At 66.3% G+C, this 25,055-nt stretch carries 20 protein-coding genes and 1 tRNA gene; 14 read left to right on the forward strand and 7 right to left on the reverse strand.

Annotation, left to right across the window (positions count from 1 at the left end; genetic code table 11):
• Positions 1 to 88: 88 nt before the first annotated feature.
• Complete coding sequence (locus ACX9OT_RS00195) at positions 89 to 1,027, reverse strand: nucleoside hydrolase (protein WP_049461738.1); 939 nt, start codon at positions 1,025 to 1,027, stop codon at positions 89 to 91.
• Between the two features lie 224 nt (positions 1,028 to 1,251).
• Here ACX9OT_RS00195 and ACX9OT_RS00200 point away from each other — a divergent pair, with 224 nt between their 5' ends.
• Entirely contained in the window at positions 1,252 to 2,580 is a 1,329-nt protein-coding gene (locus ACX9OT_RS00200; protein WP_065428848.1) for a Fic family protein, read from the forward strand.
• A 78-nt stretch (positions 2,581 to 2,658) separates the two neighbouring features.
• Here ACX9OT_RS00200 and recG read toward each other — a convergent pair whose 3' ends face one another.
• The 5 genes from recG to gmk form a co-directional block, all read right to left on the reverse strand.
• Positions 2,659 to 4,770: an ATP-dependent DNA helicase RecG gene (gene recG, locus ACX9OT_RS00205; protein WP_459000507.1), complete on the reverse strand. Its 2,112-nt coding sequence runs from the start codon at positions 4,768 to 4,770 to the stop codon at positions 2,659 to 2,661.
• Between the two features lie 7 nt (positions 4,771 to 4,777).
• Entirely contained in the window at positions 4,778 to 5,164 is a 387-nt protein-coding gene (locus tag ACX9OT_RS00210; protein WP_049461736.1) for a RidA family protein, read from the reverse strand.
• A 177-nt stretch (positions 5,165 to 5,341) separates the two neighbouring features.
• Positions 5,342 to 7,504, reverse strand: a complete 2,163-nt coding sequence (locus tag ACX9OT_RS00215) for a RelA/SpoT family protein (RefSeq protein WP_049461735.1) — start codon at positions 7,502 to 7,504, stop codon at positions 5,342 to 5,344.
• Positions 7,505 to 7,610: 106 nt separating this feature from the next.
• Positions 7,611 to 7,910, reverse strand: a complete 300-nt coding sequence (gene rpoZ / locus ACX9OT_RS00220) for a DNA-directed RNA polymerase subunit omega (RefSeq protein WP_005410877.1) — start codon at positions 7,908 to 7,910, stop codon at positions 7,611 to 7,613.
• Between the two features lie 110 nt (positions 7,911 to 8,020).
• Entirely contained in the window at positions 8,021 to 8,686 is a 666-nt protein-coding gene (gmk, locus tag ACX9OT_RS00225) for a guanylate kinase (protein WP_014038334.1), read from the reverse strand.
• Between the two features lie 290 nt (positions 8,687 to 8,976).
• Between gmk and fdnG the strand changes: the two genes are divergently transcribed.
• From fdnG to ACX9OT_RS00270, 9 genes are all read left to right on the forward strand, one after another.
• Positions 8,977 to 12,045: a formate dehydrogenase-N subunit alpha gene (gene fdnG, locus ACX9OT_RS00230; RefSeq protein ID WP_149908740.1), complete on the forward strand. Its 3,069-nt coding sequence runs from the start codon at positions 8,977 to 8,979 to the stop codon at positions 12,043 to 12,045.
• Positions 12,046 to 12,055: 10 nt separating this feature from the next.
• The gene (fdxH, locus tag ACX9OT_RS00235) at positions 12,056 to 12,973 is read left to right on the forward strand and encodes a formate dehydrogenase subunit beta (protein ID WP_012481154.1); all 918 of its coding nucleotides are present in this window, start codon (positions 12,056 to 12,058) and stop codon (positions 12,971 to 12,973) included.
• On the forward strand, positions 12,970 to 13,617 hold the full coding sequence (locus ACX9OT_RS00240) for a formate dehydrogenase subunit gamma (protein ID WP_459000511.1): 648 nt from the start codon (positions 12,970 to 12,972) through the stop codon (positions 13,615 to 13,617). Before fdxH ends, ACX9OT_RS00240 begins: the two co-directional genes overlap by 4 nt.
• 271 nt (positions 13,618 to 13,888) lie before the next feature.
• Positions 13,889 to 14,872 (forward strand): formate dehydrogenase accessory protein FdhE, encoded by a 984-nt coding sequence (gene fdhE, locus ACX9OT_RS00245; RefSeq protein WP_049461732.1) that lies wholly within the window; start codon positions 13,889 to 13,891, stop codon positions 14,870 to 14,872.
• Positions 14,873 to 14,876: 4 nt separating this feature from the next.
• Positions 14,877 to 16,301: an L-seryl-tRNA(Sec) selenium transferase gene (selA, locus tag ACX9OT_RS00250; protein WP_049461731.1), complete on the forward strand. Its 1,425-nt coding sequence runs from the start codon at positions 14,877 to 14,879 to the stop codon at positions 16,299 to 16,301.
• A complete protein-coding gene (gene selB / locus ACX9OT_RS00255) occupies positions 16,298 to 18,229 on the forward strand; it encodes a selenocysteine-specific translation elongation factor (RefSeq protein WP_049461753.1) in 1,932 nt (643 codons plus the stop codon). The genes selA and selB overlap by 4 nt, the downstream gene beginning before the upstream one ends.
• Before the next feature lie 24 nt (positions 18,230 to 18,253).
• Positions 18,254 to 18,349 (forward strand) — tRNA-Sec (locus ACX9OT_RS00260).
• 26 nt (positions 18,350 to 18,375) lie between these two features.
• Complete coding sequence (gene selD, locus ACX9OT_RS00265) at positions 18,376 to 19,455, forward strand: selenide, water dikinase SelD (protein WP_049461730.1); 1,080 nt, start codon at positions 18,376 to 18,378, stop codon at positions 19,453 to 19,455.
• A gap of 182 nt (positions 19,456 to 19,637) precedes the next feature.
• Positions 19,638 to 20,771 (forward strand): Fic family protein, encoded by a 1,134-nt coding sequence (locus ACX9OT_RS00270; protein WP_049461729.1) that lies wholly within the window; start codon positions 19,638 to 19,640, stop codon positions 20,769 to 20,771.
• 151 nt (positions 20,772 to 20,922) lie between these two features.
• Here the strand turns inward: ACX9OT_RS00270 and ACX9OT_RS00275 are convergent, their stop codons facing one another.
• Positions 20,923 to 21,783, reverse strand: coding sequence for a YicC/YloC family endoribonuclease (locus ACX9OT_RS00275; protein WP_019661992.1), 861 nt, complete (start codon positions 21,781 to 21,783; stop codon positions 20,923 to 20,925).
• Between the two features lie 124 nt (positions 21,784 to 21,907).
• On the opposite strand from ACX9OT_RS00275, the gene rph reads away from it, so the two are divergent.
• From rph to hemW, 4 genes are read left to right on the forward strand one after another with little or no spacing between them, the layout of a single operon-like run.
• Complete coding sequence (rph, locus tag ACX9OT_RS00280; protein WP_012512000.1) at positions 21,908 to 22,633, forward strand: ribonuclease PH; 726 nt, start codon at positions 21,908 to 21,910, stop codon at positions 22,631 to 22,633.
• On the forward strand, positions 22,630 to 23,019 hold the full coding sequence (locus ACX9OT_RS00285; protein WP_032956062.1) for a VOC family protein: 390 nt from the start codon (positions 22,630 to 22,632) through the stop codon (positions 23,017 to 23,019). The genes rph and ACX9OT_RS00285 overlap by 4 nt, the downstream gene beginning before the upstream one ends.
• A complete protein-coding gene (rdgB, locus tag ACX9OT_RS00290) occupies positions 23,016 to 23,612 on the forward strand; it encodes an RdgB/HAM1 family non-canonical purine NTP pyrophosphatase (protein ID WP_049461728.1) in 597 nt (198 codons plus the stop codon). The genes ACX9OT_RS00285 and rdgB overlap by 4 nt, the downstream gene beginning before the upstream one ends.
• A 56-nt stretch (positions 23,613 to 23,668) precedes the next feature.
• A complete protein-coding gene (hemW, locus tag ACX9OT_RS00295; RefSeq protein WP_049461727.1) occupies positions 23,669 to 24,895 on the forward strand; it encodes a radical SAM family heme chaperone HemW in 1,227 nt (408 codons plus the stop codon).
• Positions 24,896 to 25,055: the final 160 nt, after the last annotated feature.

Raw genomic sequence — 25,055 nt, forward strand, 5'->3', positions numbered from 1 at the left:
GGGCTCACACCGTAAATGGGCTGGTGGTCAAGAGCGGCATTATAAGCACCGGTTGCCGCCCGGGGCAACCGGTGCCGGTCAATCGACGTCAGTCCGCACCCAGGGCCTGGCGCACCAGGGCCTCGAAACGCTGCTGGTCGTAGGCCATCAGCAGATCGCAGTTGTCCGGCTGGCCGGTCTGGCGGTTCCAATCGACGATGGTGGCGCCGCGGCTGAACGTGCCGTTCAGCTCCACGTTCAGCGGGCGCGACTCGACCTGCAGCTGCCCTTCCGGGTTCAGCGCCCAGGCCATGGCGACCGCATCGGCGGTATACCAGCGGCCACCCTTGCTGTCCTCGGACAGGCCACGGGTCTTGCGCGAGATCAGCTCGTAGAAACGGGCGCGATCGGAATCAGCCTGCAGCCACTTTTCAGCATCCTGCAGCGGCAGGCCATGGGCGACGGTGGCCTCCCAGTCCGACACCAGCAGGTGCTTGAACGAAGTGAACACCACGTGCGCCGCTTCCGGATCGAACGCGATGTTGAATTCGGCCGCCGGGGTGATGTTGCCGTGGCAGGTGACCGCACCGCCCATCACCACGATGCGCTTGATGCGCTCGGGCAGGGTCGGGTCCAGCTTCAGTGCCAGGGCCAGGTTGGTCAGCGGGCCAAGCATCACCAGCATCAGTTCACCGGCGTGCTCGTGCGACAGGCGCAGGATGGCCAGTGCGGCGTGCTCGGCTTCAGCCTGGCGGCTCGGCGGCGGCAGGTCCACGTCGCCGTAGCCGTCACGGCCATGCACGTGGGCGGCGTCAACGGAGGGATGCAGCAGGGGATCCGGGCTGCCGGCAAACACCGGTACGTCGGTGCGGCCGACGATGTCGCAGAGCTTGAGGGCGTTGCGGACGGTGTACTGCAGGCCGACATTGCCGGCGGCGATGGTCAGGGCGACCACGTCATGCCGTTCATCGGCAAAGGCCATCAGCAGGGCCAGGGCGTCGTCCACACCGGGGTCGGTGTCGATCAACAGGGGGATCTTGTGGGTCATCGTTGCCGTCTTCAGATCGGCAACGAAGTGTGGACCGGGATGATGACCGTTGCAATACCGGTCTGCCCCGGCGGCAAAGATGTAGTGGAGAGGGTTGGATCCGTTGCCCCCACCAACGCCCCCGCCCAACGCACTCACGAACATGAACAGATTTAGTTCGGTTCGCTTGGAGCGCCCAACATCATTTGCTATAAAAACTGTTGAACATTTTATAGAAAACAACCATGAAGCTGCCCGCGCCAGCTCCCGATCTGGCAACCCTCACCCGGAAGTACATGGAGACCCTCGGTACCATCCTGGACGCCCGGATCGGGCCCGAGGTGAACGGCGCCTATGAGCACTGGGACAAAGTCCGCCACAGAGCGCCACCGGCGGGCCTGAACGCGGAGCAGTGGTGGCTGGGCATCACGTGGACGCGCGCAGCATTGCTGAAGCCGCTACCGCTGTTGCTGGACAAGACGCAGCAACCCTTCAAGCTGGCACTTACCGATTCAATGCAGCGGCACCTGCACTACATTGATCGGGAGGCCGCAGGCTCGGTGAAGGGTGTGGATGCTGCCAGCGGCCAAGGACGGTTCCTGATCCGCTCGCTGATCGAGGAAGCGATGACCTCATCGCAGCTGGAGGGCGCCTCGACCACGCGGGCGGTGGCAAAGGAAATGCTGAGCACAGGCCGTGCGCCGCGCGACCAGTCCGAGCGCATGATCTACAACAACTACGTGGCAATGAACGTGATCCGCGAGCGCGGCATACGCCCGATCACTCCCGGCGAGATTCTGGAGCTGCACAGCATCCTCACCGACGGCACGCTGGAGCTTCCAACCGACAGCGGGCGTTTCAGAACCGCCGAAGACAACGTTGCGATCTTCGATCGCGGCTCACCACCTACGCTGCTGCACATCCCTCCTCCGGCCGAGGAAGTGCCCGCACGGATGGAGCGGCTGTGCACGTTCATCAATGAGGAAAGCACACCGTTCATCCATCCTGTCGCCAAAGCCATCGCACTGCATTTCCAGATTGGCTATGACCATCCTTTCGTGGATGGCAATGGCCGTACGGCACGCGCACTGTTCTACTGGGCGATGATGAATGCCGGATATTGGATGACCGAGTACTTCTCCATTTCCAGCGTCTTGAAGAAGTCCCCAGGCAAGTACATGCGGGCCTACCTCTACACCGAAAGCGACAACCGGGATCTTGGCTACTTCGTGGCGCAACAACTGGAGGCGATTGAGCAATCGATCCAGGGTTTGCATGCCTATATCGCCAGGAAGCATGCGGAGGATCAGGCAGCGCGACGCGTGCTGCGAACCGCCCGGCTTGGCGGTGTGCCTCTCAATCATCGTCAGCGCGCGTTGCTGGCCAACGCGCTGAAGGATCCTGACCGGACCTACACCGTCGCCAGCCACCAGGCGGCACACACCATTACCTATCCGACCGCATTGAAGGATCTGAACGGATTGGTGGCTTCCGGGCTTGTCAGCAAAGAGCGCGTCGGGAAGGCCTCCGAGTATCTCGTGCTTCCCGGCCTGTCGGAACGTTTGGCGCTGTAGATCTACGCCATGCGGGGATGAGCGTCCCGGGGATTGGGTCAGAGCCCTTTGCTGCGCAAAGGGGTCTGACCCCGCCACTTACGCCGAGGCGTAACGCACGGCGGTGCCGATCCAGCGTTGCACCACGCGATCGGCCAGCGCGGGTTGCTGGGCCAGCAGGCGTTCGGCCAGGTCATGCACGCCGGGCAGCAGGCCGGCGTCGCGGGCCAGATCGGCAATGCGGAATCCGGCCAGGCCGGTCTGGCGCGTACCCAGCAGTTCGCCGGGGCCGCGCAGTTCCAGATCCTTTTCGGCAATGACGAAACCATCGTTGGTTTCGCGCATGGTCTGCAGGCGCTCGCGCGCCATCTGCGAAAGCGGAGCCTGGTACAACAGCACGCAGCGCGATACCGCAGAACCACGGCCGACGCGGCCGCGCAGCTGATGCAGCTGGGCCAGGCCGAGGCGCTCGGCATTCTCGATCACCATCAGCGAGGCGTTCGGCACATCCACGCCCACTTCAATCACCGTGGTGGCCACCAGCAGGTCGATGTCGCCGGCCTTGAACGCCACCATCGTCGCCAGCTTTTCGGCGGCTTTCAGACGGCCATGCACCAGCCCCACGCGCACGCCCGGCAACAGCGCCTGCAGCGATTCGTAGGTGGCCTGCGCCGGGGTGGCATCCAGTTCTTCGCTTTCCTCGATGAGGGTGCACACCCAGTACACCTGCCGCCCTTCCTGGCAGGCCAGTGCGATGCGCTCGATCAGCTCGGGACGACGATCGTTGTTGAGCGCGACGGTCTGCACCGCGGTACGGCCCGGCGGCAGTTCGTCGATGGCCGACACATCCAGGTCCGCGTATTCGGACATCGCCAGCGTGCGCGGAATCGGCGTGGCGGTCATCACCAGCTGGTGCGGCACGCTGTTGCCGCCCGCGCCCTTGTCGCGCAGCGCCAAGCGCTGGTGCACGCCGAAGCGGTGCTGCTCGTCGACGATGGCGAGCGCCAGATCCTGGAACACCACCGCCTCCTGCATCAGCGCGTGGGTACCAACCACCACCTGCGCTTCGCCGCTGGCGACCTGCTCCATCACCTTGGCGCGCGCCTTGCCGGTGACCTTGCCGGCCAGCCACGCGATGCGCACACCGAGCGGTTCCAGCCAGCCGCGCAGGTTGTTGAGATGTTGTTCGGCCAGCAGCTCGGTGGGCGCAGCCAACGCAACCTGCTTGCCCTGCTCCACCGCCAGCATCGCCGCCAGCGCGGCGACCACGGTCTTGCCGGAGCCGACGTCGCCCTGCACAAGCCGCAGCATCGGGCTGGGCCGCGCGAGGTCTTCGCGGATCTGCTTGAACACGCGCGCCTGGGCGCCGGTCAGCGCGAACGGCAGCTGCTTCAGCAGCGCCTTGGCCAGCTTGCCGGGACCGGCCAGCGGCGGCGCATGGTGCGCCTGCAAGGCAATACGCTGGCGGCGCAGGCTGAGGTGATGGGCCAGCAGCTCTTCCATTGCCAGACGACGCTGCGCCGGATGGGTGCCTGCGGCCAGCGCGGCCAGATCGGCATCCGGCGGCGGCCGGTGCACGGTCAGCAGCGCGCTGCGCAGTGACGGCAGGCCGAGGCCATCCAGCCAGCCGCTGGGCAGCAGTTCCAGCGTGCTTTCCTCGGGCAGGCGGTCCAGCGCCTGGCCGATCAGCTTGCGCATGGTCATCGGGCCAACGCCTTCCACGGTGGGATACACCGGGTCGAGGCGGTCGCCGAGTTCGGGATCGTCATTGCGGCCCAGCACCTGGTAGCTGGGGTGGACGATTTCCAGGCCGAGGTGGCCGGGTTTGGGCGTGCCGAAGCAGCGCAGCCGGTTGCCGACCGCGAACTGGCCGACCTGCTGCTGGCGGAAGTGGAAGAAGCGCAGCACCAGGGTGCCCTGCCCTTCGTCTTCCACCGCCACTTTCAGCATCGGCCGGTAGCGCATGCCGCGCTCGACCGCGACCACCCGCCCTTCCACCTGCGCCGGTACGCCGTTGCGCAGGTCTTCGATGCGGGTCAGCCGGGTCCGGTCTTCATAGCGCAGCGGCAGATGAAGCCAGAGATCCTGCAGGGTGGCCAGGCCACGCGCCTGCAGTTTGGCGGCCACGGCCGGACCGACGCCGGCGAGCATCGCCAGGGATGCTTCGCCGGACGGTGACAGGACCGGGGTGACCGCCGCCTTGCGTGCCACGTGGCGGTCAGTCGATGACCATCACCGCGTCGACCTCGAAGTTGGCGCCCTTCGGCAGGCCGGAAACTTCGATGGTGGAACGGGCCGGGTACGGGGCCTGGAAGTAGTCCTGCATGACCGCATTGACCTTGGCGAACTCGCCCAGGTCGGTCAGGTACAGGCCCAGGCGCACGACCTTGTCCAGCGAGCCGCCAGCGGCTTCGGCCACGGCCTTGAGGTTGTCGAAGGCGCGGCGGGCCTGCGCTTCGACGTCACCGGCGCCGACGACGTCGCCGGTAGCCGGGTCGAGCGGGATCTGGCCGGAGAAGTACACGGTGTTGCCGGCGCGCACGGCCTGCGAGTACGGGCCGATGGCGGCGGGAGCCTTTTCGGTGTTGATGATCTGGCGGGACATGGGTCGCTCCGGTGCTTGGGGGAAAACAGAGCGGTGATTGTACCGGGTGGGGGCGCATCCACGCATGGCGTGGATCTACCGCGCCGCTTCGGTAGTGCCGGCCGCTGGCCGGCAAACCCATGAACGTCGGAAGCACCGCGAAGTTGCCGGCCAGCGGCCGGCACCACCGGGTTCTCGTTACTGGCGGCGTACCGACTGCACGACCGACAGGCGGCGCAGGCGGCGCATCACTTCGGCCAGATGGTTTCGGTCGCGCACCTGGATGCTGAACGCCAGCACGGCGGCGTTGAAATCACGGTCCAGGTAGTCCACACGCTCGATGTTGGAATGGCTTTGCGCGATAGCGGCGGCCAGCTGCGCCAGCACGCCGGTGCCGTTCTCCACTTCCACCACCAGCGAGGTGTCGTAGTCGCCGGAAACAGTGGTGTCCCAGCCGATCGGCACCCAGCGCTCGGGCGACTTGCGCAGCTCGGCCAGGTTCGGGCAGTCCATGCGGTGCACCACGATGCCCTTGCCAGCGGTGTGGTAGCCCATGATCTCGTCGCCGGGAATCGGCTGGCAGCAGCCCGCGAAGGTGACCACGCCGCGCTCGCTGCCGTTGATCAGGATCTTTTCCTGCGAATGGTGGCGCGAATGCGGGCCGCCACGCAGTTCGGCGTAGGCCATCAGCGCCTGTGCAGCCTGCGTCGGCATCCAGTTGCCCAGTGCGACCTCAGCCAGCAGCGCCTCCAGGCGCGGGAAGCGGTGCTCGGCGAGGAACGCATCCAGGCGCCCCTTCGGCAGCCGCTCCAACGAGGAATCCATCGCCTCCAGCGCACGGTCGAGCATGCGATGCCCCAGCTGTACGGCGTCTTCGTGCTCCAGCTGCTTGAGCTGGTGGCGGATGGCGGTGCGCGCCTTGCTGGTAACCACGAATTCCAGCCACTGCGGTTTCGGCGTGGCCGAGCGCGCGGTGATGATCTCCACCGACTGGCCCGACACCAGCTTGGTGCGCAACGGCACCAGCTTCTTGTCCACGCGCGAGGCCACGGCCATGTTGCCGACGTCGGTATGCACGGCGTAGGCGAAGTCCAGCGCGGTGGAATTGCGCGGCAGGGCCAGGATCTTGCCCTTCGGGGTGAACAGGTAGACCTCGTCCGGGAACAGGTCGACCTTGACGTTGTCGAGGAACTCCAGCGAGGAACCGGCGGCACGCTGCGAGTCGATCAGTTCAACGATCCAGGCGTGTGCGCGGCTCTGCGCGCTGTTCGGTGAATCGCCGCCGAACTTGTAGGTCCAGTGCGCGGCCACGCCACGTTCGGCGATCAGGTCCATCTCTTCGGTGCGGATCTGCACTTCGATGGGCGAACCATACGGCCCGAACAGCACCGTATGCAGCGACTGGTAACCGTTGGCCTTGGGAATGGCGATGAAATCGCGGAAACGCCCATCCAGCGGCTTGAACGTGGCATGCACCGAACCCAGCGCGTGGTAGCAGCTGGGCACGCTGCGCACCACCAGGCGGAAGCCGAACACGTCCATCACCTGGTCGAAGGTTTTGTTCTCGTCGCGCATCTTGTTGTAGATGCTCCACGGGGTCTTGATGCGGCTGACCAGGCGGTGCTCGATGCCTTCCTTCGCCAACCGCTGCGACAGCTGCACTTCTACCTGCGCCAGCGCTTCGCGGCGGACCACCGGCTGGCTGCGGATGTGCTTTTCCAGGATCGCGTGGCGCCACGGATACAGCGCCTTGAAGCCGAGGTTCTGCAGCTCGCTCTTGACCAGGCTCATGCCCAGGCGCTGGGCGATGGGCGCATAGATCTCCAGCGTCTCGCGGGCGATGCGGCCGCGCGCTTCGCGGCTCTGCGCGCCCAGCGTGCGCATGTTGTGCAGGCGGTCGGCCAGCTTGATCATGATCACGCGCAGGTCGCGCGACATCGCCAGCAGCATCTTGCGGAAGCTCTCGGCGGCCGCTTCCTGGCGGTCGCGGAACTTCAGCTTGTCCAGCTTGGTCACGCCGTCGACCAGTTCGGCCACGGCTTCGCCGAACTCGGCAGCCAGCGCCTCACGGGTCAGCGGGGTGTCTTCGATGGTGTCGTGCAGGATCGCGGCGATCAGCGCTTCCACGTCCAGGCCCAGCTCGGCCAGCACCTGGGCCACGGCCACCGGATGGGTGATATAGGGCTCGCCCGACTTGCGCGTCTGCCCGGCGTGTGCGGCGGCTCCGACTTCCCAGGCACGGCGCAACAGCGGCAGCTGTTCCGGCGGCAGGTAATGGGCGGCGCGTTCAAGCTGGAGGACGTAGTCGGGTACGGCGGCAGCGGGGGCTGCGGCGACCTTGGCAGTGGGGCCTGGGTTCATGCCCGAAGCCTATTCCAGCGCGACGTTTACGGCAAATCCTGAATGCGAAACAGCCCGCACGGGGCGGGCTGTTCGGCACATCCAACGATTGCGTTGATCGATGCGATCAATCGTCGTTCTTGGACATGTCTTCGTCGGCGACCACTTCCGCGGCAGCCCACTCCAGCGCTTCGCGCTCGGCGCGCTCACGCTCGGCCTTCTCGACTTCGTCGATCAGCGCGTTGTCGATCTTGCGGGCGGCGATTTCGCGCAGCGCCAGCACGGTCGGCTTGTCCTCGGTCTCGCTGTTGTCCAGCGTGGCCTGCACGCCGTTGGCGAGCTGGCGGGCACGCTTGGAAGCCATCATGACCAGTTCGAAACGGTTGTTAACGACTTCCAGGCAATCTTCTACGGTGATGCGGGCCATACGGGCTCCCGGCGACCGGTCGGCCGCTCAGTCGAATGAGGGAAAGGGGACGGAGTGTACTGGCAGGGGCTGGACAAAATCAAGCCAACCCCTACCCGATTCTTTTGGAATCAGTCAGTTGCGCCCGGATCGGGGGTCAACAAGGCTTGGATCAGGCCTGCGTGGCGGACCTTCTGGGCCTCCCGGCGCAGGCGGCTGGCGGTGAAGATGGCGCACAGCTCGTCCACGGCGGTGTCGAACACCTCGTTGACGATGACGTAGTCGAACTCGTTGAAGTGCAGCATCTCGTCACGGGCTGCGCCCAGGCGCTGGGCGATGACCGCCTCGCTGTCCTGGCCGCGCTTGCGCATGCGGTCCTGCAGGGCCTGCTTGGACGGCGGCAGGATGAACACGGTGACCGTGCCCGGCACCAGCTGGCGTACCTGCTGCGCGCCCTGCCAGTCGATTTCCAGCAGCACGTCCTGGCCGGCGGCGAGCTGCGGCTCCACCGACTGGCGGGCGGTGCCCTTCCAGTCGCCGTGCACCCAGGCATGCTCGAAGAAGTCGCCGGCGGCGATCATTTCCTCGAACTTTTCCGCAGAGACGAAATGGTAGTGCTGGCCGTTCACTTCACCGGGGCGCATCGCGCGCGACGTGAAGGAGATCGACAGGGCGATCTGCGGGTCACGCGCCAGGGTGGCATTGACGATGCTGCTCTTGCCGGCACCGGACGGGGCGGCAACGATGTACAGCGTGCCGCGCGCAACGGCGTCCGACGGCTTCGACGGGGCGCTCATGCGCGGGATCCAACGGGTTGATTTCGCAAAATTTTTCCTCGATGTTCCAGATCCGGCGCGGAGGATCGCGCCAGGACGGCGGGGGCTGCGCGGAACATCCTGGAACCAGGCCCGGCAGACGCTTCCCCGGGGGGCGGGCACGCAACTTTACCAGAGCGGCCCGGTTGCGCGCCCGTCCGGCAGGCGCCGGGCCTTGTGCCACATGGGCATCCGGGGGCCTGTGCTATAACCGGGCCGTACCCAACGACAGCCCGGAGGCCTGCGCCTCCCCGCCATCCCAGGAGAACGGCATGCCATCGATGAGCCGCCGCCAGTTCCTGAAAGTGACCGGGACAACCCTGGTCGGCTCCAGTCTGGCACTGATGGGCTTCGCGCCCGGCATCGCGCTCGCGGAGGTCAGGCAGTACAAGCTGACCCGCGCGACCGAGACCCGCAACACCTGTACGTACTGTTCGGTGGCCTGCGGCATCCTGATGTACAGCCTCGGCGACGGTGCCAAGAATGCCGAGCCGAGCATCTTCCATATCGAGGGCGACCCGGACCACCCGGTCAACCGCGGCACGCTGTGCCCGAAGGGTGCCGGCCTGGCCGACATCATCCACAGCAAGTCGCGCCTGCTCTACCCCGAGTACCGGGCGCCGGGCTCGAACGAGTGGAAGCGGCTGAGCTGGGACGATGCGCTGGACCGCATCGCGCGGCTGATGAAGGAAGACCGCGATGCCAACTTCGTGCAGAAGAACGAGGCCGGGCAGACGGTCAACCGCTGGCTGACCACCGGCATGCTCGCCGCCTCGGCCACCAGCAATGAAACCGCGGTGCTGACCCACAAGGTCGTGCGCTCCCTTGGCATGTTGGCATTCGACAACCAGGCACGTGTCTGACACGGCCCGACGGTGGCAGGTCTTGCCCCGACGCTAGGCCGTGGTGCGATGACGAATCACTGGGTCGACATCAAGAATGCCGACCTGATCCTGATCATGGGTGGCAATGCCGCCGAGGCACACCCGTGCGGGTTCAAATGGGTGACCGAGGCCAAGGCACACAACAAGGCCCGGCTGATCGTGGTCGATCCGCGCTTCAACCGCTCGGCCGCAGTGGCCGACGTGTACGCGCCGATCCGTACCGGCACCGACATCGTGTTCCTGGGCGGCCTGATCAACTACCTGTTGACCGAGGACCGCATCCAGCACGAGTACGTGCTGAACTACACCGACATGTCGTTCCTGGTGAAGGACGAATTCGCCTTCAAGGACGGCCTGTATTCGGGCTACAACGAAGAGAAGCGCGGCTACGACCGCTCCAGCTGGGACTACGCGTACGGTGACGATGGCTTCGTGCGCAGCGACCCGACGCTGAAGGACCCGCGCTGCGTCTACACCCTGCTCAAGCAGCACTACGCGCGCTACACCGTGGAGATGGTCGAACGCATCTGCGGCACGCCCGCCGACAGCATCCGCCAAGTGTGGGAGATGATCGCGTCCACCGCCGGCAAGGACAAGGCGATGACCATCCTGTACGCGCTGGGCTGGACGCAGCACTCGGTGGGTGCGCAGAACGTGCGCGCCGGCACCATGGTGCAGCTGCTGCTGGGCAACATCGGCGTGGCCGGTGGTGGCATGAACGCCTTGCGCGGGCATTCCAACATCCAGGGCCTGACCGACATCGGCCTGATGTCCGACCTGCTGCCCGGCTACCTGACGCTGCCGAAACAGGACGAGCAGGACTACGACGCCTACATCGCCAAGCGCACGCAGAAGCCGCTGCGCGCCAACCAGATGTCGTTCTGGCAGAACTACCCGAAGTTCCACGTCAGCCTGATGAAGTCGTGGTGGGGCGACGCCGCCACCGCCGACAACAACTGGTGCTTCGACCACCTGCCCAAGCTCGACAAGCCGTACGACATGCTGCAGGCGTACGAGCTGATGAACGAGGGCAAGATCCACGGCTACATCTGCCAGGGCTTCAACCCGCTGGCCTCGGCGCCGAACAAGGGCAAGCTGATCAGTGCGTTCTCCAAGCTGAAATTCATGGTCAGCATGGATCCGCTGGAAACCGAGACCATCGCCTTCTGGCAGAACCATGGCGCACTGAACGACGTCGACCCGAGCACGATCCAGACCGAAGTATTCCGCCTGCCGACCACCTCCTTCGCCGAGGAGAACGGCGCGGTGGTGAACTCCTCGCGCTGGCTGCAGTGGCACTGGAAGGGGGCCAATCCGCCGGGCGAAGCGCGCAGCGACATCGAGATCATGTCCGAGCTGTTCCATCGCATCAAGGCGATGTACGAGAAGGACGGTGGCGCGTGGTGGGAGCCGGTGCGCGACCTGGCCTGGAAGTACTCCAACCCGGAACTGCCGACGCCGGAAGAACTGGCGATGGAATACAACGGCAAGGCATTGGCCGATGTGTTCGATCCAAAGGACCCGACCAAGCTGGTGCGCAAGGCCGGCGAGCAGCTGGCCGCATTCGGCGACCTGCGCGACGACGGCAGCACGTCCTCCGGCTGCTGGATCTACATCGGCGCCTGGGGCCCGACCGGCAACATGATGGCGCGGCGTGACAACAGCGACCCCACCGGCATCGGCAACACGCTGGGCTGGGCCTGGGCGTGGCCGGCCAACCGCCGCGTGATGTACAACCGCGCCTCGTGCGACGTGGCCGGCAAACCGTTCGATCCGCGCCGCACGCTGCTGGCATGGAACGGCAAGAACTGGGGCAGCGTGGACGTGCCGGACTTCAAGGCGGACGAAGATCCCGCCGGCGGCATGGGCCCGTTCATCATGAACCCGGAAGGCATCGCGCGCTTCTTCGCCAAGGCCGGCATGGCCGAGGGCCCGTTCCCGGAGCACTACGAACCGTTCGATACCCCGCTGCGCAGCAATCCGCTCAGCCCGGGGCAGGCACTGACGCTGAACAACCCGGCGGCACGCGTGTTCGCCAGCGATCGCGCACAGATCGGTTCGCCGGACGAGTTCCCGCATGTGGCCACCACCTATCGCCTGACCGAGCATTTCCACTTCTGGACCAAGCACGGCAAGCTCAACGCCATCATCCAGCCCGAGCAGTTCGTTGAGATCGGCGCGGCGTTGGCCGACGAGCTGGGCATCAACAACGGCAGCCGCGTGCGGGTCAGTTCCAAGCGCGGGCACATCGAAGCGGTGGCAATGGTGACCAAGCGCATCAAGGCCCTGCAGATTGATGGCAGAACTGTGCACCAGGTGGGCGTGCCGATCCACTGGGGCTTCCTGGGTGCGGCCAAGCCCGGATACATCGCCAATACGCTGACCAACGCCATCGGTGACGGCAATTCGCAGACGCCCGAATCGAAGTGCATCCTGGTCAAGGTCGAGAAGGTGTAGGAGACACGCCATGTCACTGCAATCCCTGGACATCATCCGCCGCTCGGCCACCACCACACCCTCGCCGGAGGCGCGTGGCGCACACACCGGCCAGGTCGCCAAGCTGATCGATGTGAGCAAGTGCATCGGCTGCAAGGCCTGCCAGGTCGCCTGCATGGAGTGGAACGACCTGCGCGACGAGGTCGGCAGCTGCGTCGGCAGCTATGACAACCCGCCCGACCTGAGCGAACAGTCGTGGACGGTGATGAAGTTCCGCGAGTACGAGGACGAGAAGGGCAAGCTGGAGTGGCTGATCCGCAAGGAAGGCTGCATGCACTGCAGCGACCCGGGCTGCCTGAAGGCCTGCCCGTCGCCGGGCGCGATCATCCAGTACGCCAACGGCATCGTCGACTTCCAGGAAGAGAACTGCATCGGCTGCGGCTACTGCGTGACCGGCTGCCCGTTCGATGTGCCACGCATTTCCAAGAAGGACCACAAGGCCTACAAGTGCACGCTGTGTTCGGACCGGGTGGCGGTGGGCCAGGAACCGGCGTGCGTGAAGACCTGCCCAACCGGCGCGATCACCTTCGGCAGCAAGCAGGCGATGACCGAGCATGCCGCCGGCCGCGTGGAGGACCTGAAATCGCGTGGCTACGAGAACGCCGGCCTGTACGACCCGCAGGGTGTGGGCGGCACCCACGTGATGTACGTGCTGCAGCACGTGGACAAGCCGGAGCTCTACGCCGATCTGCCCAAGGACCCGCGTATCAGCCCGATGGTGGAGGTCTGGAAGGGCGTCGCCAAGCCGCTGGGCGTGCTTGCGATTGCCGCCACCGCCTTCGCCGGCTTCCTGCACTACATCGGCATCGGCCGCAACACGGTCAATGACGAGGAAGAAGAGGAAGCCGAGCACGAGGCGAAGAAGATCGAAGAGGAGCAGCGGCCATGAAGTACGCCCCGCACCCGCGGCAGATCATCCGCTACCGCGCGCCGACCCGCATCAATCACTGGATTGTGGCGATCTGCTTCGTATTGACCGCGCTGTCCGGGCTGGCATTGTTCCACCCTGCCCTGTTCCCGCTGACCCAGTTGTTTGGCGGTGGGCCATGGACGCGCATCCTGCACCCGTTCATCGGCCTGGCCATGGTGGTGGGCTTTGCGCTGCTGGCGTTCCGCATGTGGCGCGACAATCTGCCGACCGCCGACGATGGCAAGTGGATGCGCGGCATGCGCGATGTACTGCGCAACGAGGATGAGAAGCTGCCGCCGGTGGGCCGCTTCAATGCCGGCCAGAAACTGCTGTTCTGGGCGATCATTGGTTGCCTGTCGGCACTGCTGCTGACCGGCTTCGTGATCTGGCGGCAGTACTTCAGCCACTTCTTCCCGATCGGGCTGATCCGCTTCTCGGTGCTCGCCCATGCGTTGTTCGGCTGGGTGCTGGTGTGCGCGATCATGGTGCACATCTATGCGGCGATCTGGATCAAGGGTTCGGTGCGGGCGATGACCCAGGGCAAGGTGACCTACGGGTGGGCGTACAAGCATCACCGGCAGTGGTTCCGGGACATCCTGCGCGGACGGCGGGAAGAGGGGTAGCGGCAGGGCCTGCGGCCCTGCACCCGCTGGATCAACGTCAACATCAACGTCAAGAGCGGGTTTCCTGAGGAATGGCGGGGCGGGTCCGGTCGCCCTCGACAGGTCCGCGGTGCTTTTGGTGGGTGTCGACCTTGGTCGACACGATGAACATGGCAATGATCGAAACCGGCTTTTGTAGAGTCGAGCGATGCTCGACTGCTTTGCCTCGACACGCTGGACGCCAGCGACGACAACGGCGAGGATGGAGCCTGGTTCTTCTGGCTGGCCCTGCATGGCGCAACGCATCCTTGAACCCGGTGAGATCGAGACGCTGGCCTCGCGCGATGTGCCGCGCATCATCCTGCCCGATACCGCGTCGCTGTTTGCCGGACGTGCGGACCGCCTGCGCAGTCTGGCTGCACACAGTGCCATCGGTGGTTACCTGCAGCTGCTGGCGGCGTTGGCCGATGCGCAGCAGGCGCTGCTGGAGGATCTGACACCGCCGCAACGCGAGGAGCTTCAGGCACAGGCGCGTGCACAGCAGTCGAGTGCGGCGGCCGGCGCCGGGATGCCGTTGCGGCCGGCCAACACACTTCAGCTGGATGGCTGTTGGCGCGGCTGGCTGCGCACGCTATGCCAGCACTGCGCTGAAGAAGCCGGCCTGCCGGCGGAAACCCGCCAGGAACTGCAGCGCGTTGCTGCTGCCGATGACGGGTGGCTGGATGCGCAGGCGCATGCGGTACTGGAGCGTGATGACGCGCCGTCGGTGGATGCGGTGGCTGCGCTGCTGGTGATGAACGCGCTGCAGGTCTACTGGGCGGTGCTTGCGGACAGCTTCCGCCCCACCGAGCTGAAGCCGCTGGCCGATGCACCGGGGCTGTGCCCGCTGTGCGGCACCCTGCCGGTGGTCAGCATGGTGCAGGCGCGGCCGCCCTATGCCTCCTACCGCTACCTGTCGTGCTCGCTGTGTGCCTGCCAGTGGCACTACGTACGCGTGCAGTGCAGCCAGTGTGGTGCCGCCGGCAAGGACATCGCCTATCGCGCCCTGGCCGATGTGGACGGCGACAGCGGCGAGGCGGTGCGCGAGAGCGCGGTCCGTGCCGAGACCTGCGACCACTGCCACAGCTACCGCAAGATCCTGTATCTGGAGAAAGACCCGTCGCTGGAGCCGGTGGCCGACGACCTCGGCACGCTGGCGCTGGACCTGCTGCTGGGCGAGGAAGGGTATGCGCGCGCCAGCCAGAATCCGCTGCTGTGGCAATCCGACGGCGAGTGAGGCGATGACTGCCACGCCCCCCACCCCGGCATCGGCCGCTGCCCTGCCCTCGCTGGACCGGTTGCTGCGTCTGCCTGCCTTGGCAGCACTGATCGAGGGCCACGGCCGCAGCCGTATCACCCAGCTGCTGCGTTCGCACCTGAAGGCGCTGCGCGACCGTATCAGCGCCGGCCAGCTCTCGGCCACGCAGCTGCAGGAAGCGGTTGACGGCCCGGCGCTGGTGGCAGCAGTCGAGGCCGCACTGGCCGCTGACGCACGGCAGGATCTGCAGCCGATGTTCAATCTGACCGGCACCGTGCTGCACACCAATCTCGGCCGCGCCTTGCTGCCGGATGCCGCCGTGCACGCGGTCACCCGCGCGATGACCGCGCCGGTGGATCTTGAATTCGACATCAGCCGCGGCCGTCGCGGCGACCGCGATGCACGGGTGCAGGCATTGATCTGCGAACTGACCGGCGCTGAAGCCGCCACTGTGGTCAACAACAATGCGGCGGCGGTCCTGCTGCTGCTCAACAGCCTGGCCAACCGCCGCGACGTGGTGGTGTCACGCGGCGAGCTGGTGGAGATCGGTGGCGCCTTCCGCATTCCCGACGTGATGCGCAGTGCCGGTGCGCGGCTTCTGGAAGTCGGCACCACCAACCGTACCCATCCGGCTGACTTCGCCAATGCCATCGGCACGCGCACCGCGCTGCTGATGGAGGTGCACGCCAGCAACTACGCGATCACCGGCTTCACCGCCAAGGTCGACACCGCGGCGATGGCCGCGATCGCGCACGAGCACGGCCTGCCGCTGGTGGTGGACCTGGGTAGCGGCAGTCTGTGCGATCTGGCGGTCTTCGGCCTGCCGCACGAGCCCACCGTGCAGGAAACGCTGGCGGCCGGCGCAGATCTGGTTTCGTTCAGCGGCGACAAGCTGCTGGGTGGTCCGCAGGCCGGCATCATCGCCGGCCGCGCCGACCTGATCGCGCGGATCAACCGCAACCCGCTGAAGCGGGCACTGCGCATGGACAAGATGGGCCTGGCCGCACTGGAAGCGGTGCTGGCCCTGTACCGCGAGCCGGAGCTGCTGGCACAGCGACTGCCGACCCTGCGCACCCTGTCACGCACGCAGGAGGACCTCGACGTGCAGGCTCAGCGCCTGCTGCAGCCGATGCGTTCCGTGCTCGCGGCCGACTACGATCTTGAACGGTCACCAATGCAGAGCCAGATCGGCAGCGGCGCCCAGCCACAGGCGCAGCTGGCCAGCGCCGGACTGCGCATTACCAGCGCGCGCCGTGGCGGACTGGATCGCCTGGCCAAGCGCTTGCGTCAGCTGCCGCGACCCGTGCTGGGCCGCATTGCCGATGACGCGCTGTGGCTGGACCTGCGCTGCCTGGAACCGGCCGACGAAGCCGACTTCCTCGCCCAGTGGAGCACGCTGCAGGCATGATCGTCGGCACCGCCGGGCATATCGACCATGGCAAAACCAGCCTGGTACGCGCACTGACCGGCATCGAAACCGATCGCCTGCAGGAAGAGCGAACGCGCGGTATATCGATCGAACTGGGCTACGCCTATGTCCCGGTGGAAAGCAGGGACGCCGAAGGCCCGGCTGCGACGCTGGGTTTCGTCGACGTGCCAGGCCATGAGCGCTTCGTGCACACGATGGTGGCCGGCGCCACGGGTATCGATGTCGCCCTGCTGGTGATCGCTGCCGACGACGGCGTGATGCCACAGACCCGCGAGCATCTGGCGATCCTGCAGCTGCTGGGCGTGGATCGTGGTGCGGTGGCGCTGACCAAGATCGACCGTGTGGATGCGGCGCGCCTCGCCCGGGTCGAGATCGAGATTGCCGCGCTGCTGGCCGCGACACCGCTGCAGGATTCCCCTCTGTTCGCCTGCAACAGCACCGCACCCGACGATGCCGGCATCAGCGCACTGCGTACCCAGCTGCACGCGTGGGCGGCGGACGATGCCAGCACACGCCAGGCCGAACTGCGCAGCGAACTGTTCCGCATGCCGGTGGACCGCGTGTTCTCGCTGGCCGGCCACGGCACGCTGGTGACCGGCGCGGTACATGGCGGCATCGCCGCGGTGGGTGAGCATCTGCAGCTGATGCCAGCCGCCACCGACGTGCGCGTGCGCAGCATCCATGCGCAGAACCAGGCCAGCGAGCACGCGATGGCTGGGCAACGCTGCGCGCTGAACCTGGCCGCCATCGCCCGCGACGACATCCGCCGTGGCGACTGGATTGCCGATCCACGCGCGCTGCTGGCCACTACCCGCGTCGACGTGCGCCTGCGACTTTCCGCACTGGCGCCGCCACTGCGCGACTGGTCACCGCTGCACATCCACTGGGGCACGATGCACCGGCAGGCCCATGTGGTGCTGCTGGAAGACCACGACCACGGCGATGGTCAGTTGGTGCAGCTGGTGTTCGATGCACCAGTCTGCGCGATGTGTGGCGATCGTTTCATCGCCCGTGATTCAGCAGCCACCCACACACTGGGCGGTGGCGTCGTGCTCGATCCGGATCCTCCGCAGCGGCGTCGGCGCAGCCCTGCGCGTCTGGCGTGGCTGGGAGCACTGGAGCAACTGGCCGCAGGCACGGGAATCGGCCCGCTGCTGCAGCAGGCACCTGCCGGCATTCCCCTCACCGCGTTGCAACGCTATTGCCGACGCGCCGCCGACCGCATCGACCTGCCCGAGGACGCGCGACGCATCGCTACCCGCGATGACACGGTGATCATCCTCGCACCGCACTGGCAGGCGCTGCGCGAGCAGGTAATCACCTCACTGCGTGGATGGCATGAGCGACGCCCCGACGAACCCGGCGTCGACAGCGGGCGCCTGCAGCGCAGTACCCTGCCCTCGCTTGCAGCGAGCCTCTGGAATGCACTGCTGCAGGACCTGCTGGCCGATGGCACGATGCAGCGCGTGGGCGCATGGTGGCGCCTGCCCGGCCATGACCATGCGCCTCCGGAACGCGAACGCCTTCTGCTGGAACGCGTGCTGCCGCAACTGCATGCCGGTGGCTTCGATCCACCGTGGGTGCGCACCCTGGCAGCCGACGCCGGACTGGCCGAAGACGAGGTCCGCGCCGTCCTGCGCCGCGCCGCCGCACGTGGTGAACTGTTCCAGGTGGTACCGGACTTGTTTTATTCACCCGCGCGCATTGCGGAACTCGCTGCTATCGTCGCGCAGCTGTCACAGGCCAGCGGCACGGTGGATGCGGCAGCGTTCCGCGATGCCATCGGCCTGGGCCGCAAACGCAGCATCCAGATCTTGGAGTTCTTCAATCGCGTTGGCTACACTCGACGCGTCGGTGACCAGCATCGGCCGCGCGGCGACCTGCAGTGGAACGCGGCCCGCGACTGAGCCCACCGGTACCGCCGTACTTTCGGAAGGCATGCGCATCCGGGCATGCGGCTGGGCTTCAAACCCAGTAGGGGGCGTCGATCGTTCCCTGGTAGGTTCGACTCCTGCTGCCTTCCGCCATTCGTGTTTCCGCAGGAGATGTCGGCATGGCCACGCACGCGCAGTCCCCCGCTCCTTCAACGGCCGATGCCCCGCAACGACTGACGTCTCTCGCGCATGGCGGTGGCTGCGGCTGCAAGATCGCGCCCGGCGTGCTGACCGAACTGCTGCGTGGCGTTCCGGCGCTTCCGGCACCGGCCGAGCTGCTGGTCGGCCGCGAGACCAGCGACGACGCGGCGGTGTACCGCCTCGATGACCATCAGGCGATCGTCGCCACCACCGACTTCTTCATGCCGATCGTCGACGACCCGTTCGACTTCGGCCGCATCGCCGCCACCAATGCGCTGTCGGACCTGTATGCGATGGGCGCGCGCCCGCTGTTCGCACTGGCCATCGTCGGCATGCCAATCAACAGCCTGCCGCAGGACACCATCCGCGGCATCCTGCAGGGTGGCGAACGCGCCTGTGCTGATGCCGGCATCGTGGTGGCTGGTGGCCACAGCATCGATTCGGTGGAACCCATCTACGGCCTGGCCGCGATCGGTGTGCTCGACCCGCAACGGCTCAAGCGCAATGCCGATGCCCGCGCCGGTGACGTACTGGTGCTGGGCAAACCATTGGGGGTGGGCGTGTATTCGTCGGCACTGAAGAAAGAAGTGCTGGATGCCGAGGGCTACCGTCAGATGATCGAGTCGACCACCCGCCTGAACAGCGTGGGCATGTCCCTTGCCGCGCTGGATGGCGTGCACGCGATGACCGACGTCACCGGTTTCGGCCTGCTCGGCCACCTGCTGGAAGTGTGCCGCGCCAGTGGCGTGGCCGCCGAGGTGGACAGTGCACAGGTGCCGCTGCTGCCGCAGACCCTGGACCTGCTGCAACGCGGCTGCGTAACCGGCGCCTCCAACCGCAACTGGGCCTCGTATGGCGCCGAGGTGCGCTTCGCCGAGGGCTTGGCCGCCCACTGGCAGCCACTGCTGACCGACCCGCAGACCAGCGGCGGCCTGCTGGTGTCGTGCGCCCCGGAAGCGGTGGATGCGGTGCTGGCCTGCTTCAACGATGCGGGGTTCGGCCAGGCGGCCGTGCTGGGGCGCTTGAGCGAGGGAGCGGCGGGCGTCAGGGTGGTTTGAGATGTTCTTGCCTCGGGCGCGCATCCCCCGTCGTTGAGATCCGCAGCCATGGCGGCGGCACCACTTCATCGGTTTGCTCGGATAACGTGCCACTGGGAGCAACCTCAGCACTATTAAAGCATGCTTTAATAGCGGCCGGGATTCTTAAAGATCCCTTTAACAACGCCTCGCCAGGAGCGCAAATGCCCAGGACCACCGGCACTTACACCACCACCGATTCGGGCGGCGAGCTTGTCAAGGCCTTCGTGCCCCATCCATTGCCGCCCCTTGATCCTGCTTGCTACATGGCCAATGCGGCAGCCGAGGCGGCGCTGGGACGGCTCTCCGCCATGTCAGGTTTGGTCGCTTCTGCTGAATGGCTGATCTACAGCTCCATCCGCAAGGAGGCCTTGTTGACCTCCCAGATGGAGGGAACTCAGGCGACACTGACGGATCTGCTGGATCAAGAATCCGGAATCGACGTGGCCAGTACCACAGACGTCAGCGACGTGACGAATTACCTGCAAGCGTTCGCGTATGTGCGAGACCAGCTGAAACACGATTGGGGCCTGCCGATCTCAACGCGCCTGTTGTGCGAAGCACATAGCATCCTTTTGAACAGTGCGCGCGGCGAGCAGAAGTTACCTGGTGAAGTGCGCCGCTCCCAGAACTGGATCGCAGGTACCCGGCCAGGCAATGCTCTTTACGTCCCCCCTCCTCACATGGAAGTCGGACGGTTGCTGGGTGAGATGGAGCGCTATATCCACGAGCCTACGACAGACCTTCCTCCTCTGGTCCGCATTGCCTTGATCCATGCACAGTTCGAAACGATCCACCCGTTCCTTGATGGCAATGGGCGCATAGGCCGCTTGCTGATTGCAGCATTGCTGGAAGACTGGAAGCTGCTGCCGGAGCCACTGCTCTATGTCTCTGGCGAACTCAAGAAACATCAAGACGAGTACTACCGGCTTCTGTCGGCCATCCGCGCCGATGGCGACTGGGAGAGTTGGATCCGCTTCTTCCTCGACTGCACGACCGAAGCCGCCGAGAACGCCCAAAGAAACATCATCGACATCGCCTCACTCATCGCAGCCGACCGGAGAAAGGTCATGGCTGCGAAAGACGGCACGGTGCAGGCGATCCGCTTGTTCGAAATGCTGCCTACGATGCCGCGCTTCACCATTACATTTGCAGCTGAAAGGCTGGGGGTGACATTTCCCACCGCCAGCGCGGCTGTCAAAGTCCTGCAAAGCGTTGACGTCCTTGTCGGTACCGGGAATCAGAAACGGAACCAGCAGTTCAGCTACAAGCAATACACCGAACTGCTGCAGCGCTAGGGAGGTAGGCGCAGCCCGCGCATCGAAGGGGAGACGTTGAATATCCCCCAAATGCGTACCCAGGCGGATCAATGATCACCCATCACACGCTCGTCCCAACCGCCAGGGCACGCATCTTCGATGACCTGACGGCACGCCCGGGCACGCCCTATCACTCGATGTTCTGCACCTGTTCGCGGATCTGGTCGATCAGCACCTTCAGCTCCACCGCGGCATTGGACGTACGGCTGTCCACCGACTTCGACCCCAGCGTGTTGGCTTCGCGGTTGAACTCCTGCAGCAGGAAGTCCAGGCGGCGGCCGACCGGCTCGCGCTGCTTGAGCACGCGGCGGATCTCGACGATGTGGCTGCCGAGGCGGTCCAGCTCTTCATCCACGTCCAGCTTCTGCAGCCACAGCACCAGTTCCTGCTCGGCGCGACCGGGGTCGACCGGGTGCGGCAGGTCAGCCAGGCGTGCGGCAAGCTTGGCGCGCTGGCCGTCGCGAATGGCCGGAATCAAGGTGCGCACTTCGGTAGCGATGCGTTCGATACCGTCCACGCGTTCGCTGATGGCGGCCGACAACTTGCCGCCTTCGCGCTCACGGGCCTCGACGAAGCCATCCAGCACCTGGTCCAGCAGGGCCAGTGCCTCGACCTGCAGGGCGGCGGCATCGGTGGCCTCGCCACGGGTGACGCCCGGCAGCTGCAGCAGATCGGTGAAGCTGACCTGCAGATTGGGGAAATCGGAGGTCAGGCGGTGTGCCAGGCGGCCCAGCTGGCCCAGCAGGGCCTCGTCCACCTGCAGGTTGGCGGCCGCTTCCGGCGCGCGCAGGCGCATCACCAGATCCAGCTTGCCGCGGCTCAGGCGCGCGGCGATACGCTCGCGCAACTGCGGCTCGAGCGCCCGCAGTTCCTCGGGCAGGCGGGTGCCGACCTCCAGGAAGCGGTGGTTGACCGAGCGCAGCTCGCAGCCCAGCGTGCCCCACGGGGTGACCCGCTCGCCGCCGGCATAGGCGGTCATGCTTCGAATCATGGATTGTGTCCGGTGCGTGCAAAGGGGGAATGGTACCCTAGCGCCCTCACCAGAGCCCCCTTGCCCGCCCCGTGAAGGCTGCGGGCGTGGCGGCGTACTCCCTCGCCATTACGGAACCCGCACCATGTCCGATTCCCGCCCCAGCGGCCGCCAGCCCGACCAGCTCCGCCCGGTCGTCATCCAACGCGGCTTCACCCGCCACGCCGAAGGTTCGGTGCTGGTGTGCTTCGGTGAAACCCGTGTGCTGTGCACCGCCAGCGTCGAGAACCGCGTGCCGGGCTTCCTGCGCGGCAAGGGCGAAGGCTGGGTGACCGCCGAGTACGGCATGCTGCCGCGCGCCACCCACACCCGCAGCGACCGCGAAGCGGCCCGTGGCAAGCAGGGCGGCCGCACGCTGGAGATCCAGCGCCTGATCGGCCGCAGCCTGCGTGCCTGCGTGGACCGCAACGCGCTGGGCGAGCGCACCATCACCCTCGACTGCGACGTGCTGCAGGCCGACGGCGGCACCCGCACCGCCGCCATCACCGGCGCCTACGTGGCCCTGGTCGATGCGGTGAATGTGCTGATGAAGCGCGGCGACATCAAGCGCAACCCGATCCTGGGCGCGGTGGCAGCGGTGTCGGTCGGCGTCTACCGCGGCACCCCGGTGCTGGACCTGGACTACGCCGAAGACAGCGACTGCGACACCGACATGAACGTGGTGATGAACGACGGCGGTGGCTTCATCGAGCTGCAGGGCACCGCCGAAGGCCATGCCTTCCGCCGCGATGAACTGGACGCGCTGCTGGGCCTGGCCGAAAAGGGCGTGCGCGAGCTGCTGGACGCACAGCAGGCGGCGCTGTCGGCATGAACCGGCGCATCGCCCTGACCACCCTGGTGGTGGCCGACTACGACGAAGCCATTGCCTGGTACACCGGCAAGCTCGGCTTCGCACTGCTGGAGGACATCGACCAGGGCCACAAGCGCTGGGTGGTGGTGGGGCCGACCGACGGCAGCGCTGCCGCCCTGCTGCTGGCCCGTGCCAGCGACGAGGAACAGCGCAGCCGCATCGGCAACCAGACCGGTGGCCGCGTCGCCTTCTTCCTCAACACCGATGACTTCCACCGCGACCACGCGGCGATGCTGGCCGCCGGGGTCGAGTTCCTGGAAGCGCCGCGCGAAGAACCCTATGCAACGGTCGCGGTGTTCCGCGATTTGTATGGCAACACCTGGGACCTGCTGGAGCCCCGTCAATGAAGAAACTGGTACTGGCCAGCCACAACGCCGGCAAGCTGGTGGAGATGCAGGAGATCCTCGCCGACCTGCCGCTGCAGATCACCTCGGCCGCCGAGCTGGGCCTGGGCGACGTGGAAGAAACCGGCCTGACCTTCGTAGAGAACGCGCTGCTGAAGGCGCGCGCGGCCTGCGAAGCGACCGGCCTGCCGGCGCTGGCCGATGATTCCGGCCTGATCGTCGATGCCCTCGGCGGTGCGCCGGGCCTTTACAGCGCGCGCTATGCCGGCCACCCGACCAATGCCGCGGCCAACAACGCCAAGCTGCTGGAGGCGATGGCCGACGTTCCCGATGGCCAGCGCGGCGCCCGCTTCTATGCGGTGATCGTGCTGCTGCGTCACGCCACCGATCCGCAGCCGCTGATCTGCGAAGGTCGCTGGGAGGGCCAGATCATCCGCGAACTGCGCGGCACGAATGGTTTCGGCTACAACCCGGTGTTCCTGGATACCACCCACGGCCTGACCGCCGCGGAGATGGAGCCGGCACTGAAGAACGCCATCAGCCACCGTGCCCTCGCCCTGCAACAGCTCAAGCAGCAGTTGGCGACGCTGTACTGACGCCACCCGATCGAACCAGGGAAGCCGGCCAGCGGCCGGCACTACCGAAGAAGCCCATGCCGCACGCCCACGACCACTGCAACCACCTGCCCGGCGAAGCCTGTTCGGCGGACCACGACACTTCGGTACGACTGGTGCCACCCCCGCTGTCGCTGTACGTGCACCTGCCGTGGTGCGTGCGCAAATGCCCGTACTGCGATTTCAATTCGCACCAGGCCAAGGGCGAGCTGCCGTTCGATGCCTACATCGATGCGCTGCTGCGCGACCTCGACCAGGACCTGCCGCTGGTCTGGGGCCGGGTGGTGCACAGCGTGTTCTTCGGTGGCGGCACGCCCAGCCTGTTCCCGCCGGAAGCAATCGACCGTTTCCTGCAACAGGCCAGTGCACGCCTGCGTTTCGCGCCCAATGCCGAGATCACCCTGGAAACCAACCCGGGCACCGCCGAGCATGGCCGCTTCGACCGCTATCGCGCGGCCGGCGTCAATCGCCTCAGCTTCGGTATCCAGAGTTTCGACGATGCGATGCTCAAGCGCCTGGGCCGCATCCACGACAGTGGCGAAGCCGAGCGCGCGGTGAAGATGGCGCAGGACGCGGGTTACGACAACTTCAACATCGACCTGATGTACGCGCTGCCGGAACAGACCCTGGCCGGTGCCGAGGCTGATCTGGAACGCGCGTTCGCGCTGCAGCCGGCACACATCTCGCACTACCAGCTGACCCTGGAACCGAACACGGTGTTCTTCGCGCGGCCGCCGCAGGGCATTCCCGATGAAGACAACGCCTGGGACATGCAGGAACACTGCCAGGCGCTGCTGGCGCAGGCCGGTTTCGGCCAGTACGAGGTGAGCGCCTACGCACGCCCTGGCCGGCAGAGCGCGCACAACCTGAACTACTGGCGCTTCGGCGATTACCTGGGCATCGGTGCCGGCGCGCATGGCAAGATCAGCTCGGGCGCCGAGGAACACGTGCTGCGACGCTGGAAGCTGAAGCATCCGCAGGCTTATCTGGACAGCGCGGGCACCCCGGCCTCGTTCGGGGGTGACGATGTGATCGCGCCTGAGCGCCTGCCCTTCGAGTACATGCTGAATCTGCTGCGCCTGCACGAAGGCTTCGGCCTGCGCGATTTCGAGTCGCGTACCGGGCTGTCGCGCAGCGTGCTGGATGCACCGCTGGCCGAGGCCGTGCAGCGCGGCTGGCTGGACGTGACCGATGGCCATGTGCAGCCGACCGAACTGGGCCGCCGTTTCACCAACGATGTGGTGAGCCTGTTCCTGGAGGAGTGATCCTCGCCTGACAGGGGGTAGTGCCGGCCGCTGGCCGGCAGCTCGATCGGCGCGGATTGCCGGCCAGCGGCCGGCACTACCGTTCATCGGTCGGGCCATGCCCGGCGAATGGGATGCACATTCGCCCTAAAGTAGCGCCGACAGCGGCCGACACGGTAGA

Source organism: Stenotrophomonas genospecies 3 (assembly GCF_054473855.1).